This is a genomic window from Mesorhizobium sp. M2A.F.Ca.ET.067.02.1.1, from assembly GCF_004023285.1.
Classification (GTDB): Bacteria; Pseudomonadota; Alphaproteobacteria; order Rhizobiales; family Rhizobiaceae; genus Mesorhizobium.
Genome location: NZ_RZSB01000979.1, coordinates 1 through 1874, shown reverse-complemented (window position 1 = coordinate 1874; position 1874 = coordinate 1). Strand labels below are relative to the sequence as shown.

The following is a 1874-nucleotide window of genomic DNA, read 5'->3' as shown; positions in this document are numbered from 1 at the left end:
CGAGGAGAGCAGCAGGATGAAGGCCGGAGGCAGCAGCCAGAAGGAGATGTTGTTCATGCGCGGGAAGGCCATGTCCGGCGCCCCGATCATGATCGGCACCATCCAGTTGGCGAAGCCGCCGATGAGCGCGGGCATAACCATGAAGAAGATCATAATCAGGCCGTGCGCGGCGCCAAAGGCATTGTACATGCTCTTGCCGCCGTCGATGGCGGCGTCGCCTTGCATGCCGTAGACCATCTGCGCCAGACCGCTGAATATCTGGATGCCCGGTTCCTGCAGCTCCATGCGGATGGCGACCGAGAGCGCGCCGCCGATGATGCCGGCCATGATCGCGAAGATCAGGTAGAGCGTGCCGATGTCCTTGTGGTTGGTCGAGTAGACCCAGCGGACCCAGCCATGCGGCCTGTGGTCGTCGTTATCGTGAGCTGCAGCCTCTGCCATGTTCCGCTCCGTTCCCTAAATCTTGCTAACCCGCGGCATCAGTTGCCGGCGGCCGCTACCTTGTTGGTACCATCGATCTCGGCCATCAGCGCCTTGTTGGCGGCGGGCACATCGGTCTTGGCCGTTTCCAGCCAGGTCTTGAACTGCGCATCGGAAACGACGCGGACCGCGATCGGCATGAAAGCGTGGTCCTTGCCGCAGAGCTGCGAGCACTGGCCGTAGTAGAGGCCCTCCTTCTCCGCCTTGAACCAGGTCTCGTTGGTGCGGCCGGGAACGGCGTCCATCTTGATGCCGAAAGACGGCACGGCGAAGGAGTGGATGACGTCGGTCGCGGTGATCAGCACGCGGGTCGTGGTGTTGACCGGGACAACCAGCTCGTTGTCGACCGCGAGCAGGCGCGGATAGAGGGCGCGATCCTCCTTGCCGGCCTTGGCGCGGTCGCCATCCTGCAGAACCGCCGAGTTGAAGGAGAAGGTCTTGTCGACCTGGTACTCGTAATCCCAGTTCCACTGGTTGCCGGTCGCCTTGACGGTGAGCTTGGCTTCTTCCGGCGGCGTATATTGCGCGGTGAGCAGCTGGAAGGAGGGAATGGCGATGAGCAAGAGCACGATCACTGGCCCGACGGTCCAGATCACCTCGATCAGCGTGTTGTGGCTGGTTTTTGACGGCACCGGATTGGCGCTGGCGCGGAACTTGACGATGCAGACCAGCAGAAGCACCAGCACGAGAACGGTGATCGGGACGATGAACCACATCGTGTAGTTCCCGAACCGCTCGATCTGCCGCATCATGTCGGTGGCCGGAGCCTGGAAGCTCACCTCCCATTCCCGCGGCTGGTCGGCACGGGCCGCGGCACCGGAGAAGAGCACGGCCGAAGCTGCCGTACCTGCCAAGAATTTAGCGCTTGCCAGGAATTTCCTCATCGCCCTCTCGTCTCCCACTTCCCGCGATCTTGTCGCACCAATAGCGGACGATGCCGGGATTGGGAATCCCGGTCTGTCCCTGGGTGGTTCAAACCATACTCTTTTTCCCTCCGCAAGAAAGGAGCGGAGGAAACCGTGCGGCATTTTTGCGCGCAGCCCGAAGGCCGTGTTCAGCGCTCGCCATGCTATATGCCGGGCGGCCCCAATTCGGGCGAATTTGCTTTGGAAAAGCACGCAATTGCCGGTATCGGGGCGCACCGGCGACGGTCTCGTCCTTTACTTGGCCCGGGCGCAGCTTAAAGTGCCGTGATTCGCAATGGAGCCGTCATGACTTCCTGGCTTTCGAGAACCTTGGCGAAGGTCGTTCTTGCCGTCGCCTTGCTCGGCGTCGGCATAGCCGTTGGCGCCGCCGCCTCGCCGAACAACGCCACGCCGCCCAGCGGCACGGTGAAGTCGACGCATGGCGCATGGTCGATCATCTGCGACACGCCGGCGGGATCGACCTCCGCG

General features: G+C 62.5%; 2 protein-coding genes and 1 pseudogene. 1 reads left to right on the top strand and 2 read right to left on the bottom strand.

Features of this window, described 5'->3' with window-relative positions:
* Nucleotides 1-441: cbb3-type cytochrome c oxidase subunit I (locus EOA28_RS34440; protein WP_189342361.1), on the bottom strand; the 441-nt coding region annotated here is incomplete at its 3' end.
* A gap of 38 nt (nucleotides 442-479) precedes the next feature.
* Nucleotides 480-1364: a cytochrome c oxidase subunit II gene (gene coxB, locus EOA28_RS34435; RefSeq protein WP_126078559.1), complete on the bottom strand. Its 885-nt coding sequence runs from the start codon at nucleotides 1362-1364 to the stop codon at nucleotides 480-482.
* 327 nt (nucleotides 1365-1691) lie between these two features.
* On the opposite strand from coxB, the pseudogene EOA28_RS40680 reads away from it, so the two are divergent.
* Nucleotides 1692-1874: pseudogene (locus EOA28_RS40680) on the top strand (invasion associated locus B family protein); the annotation flags it as partial.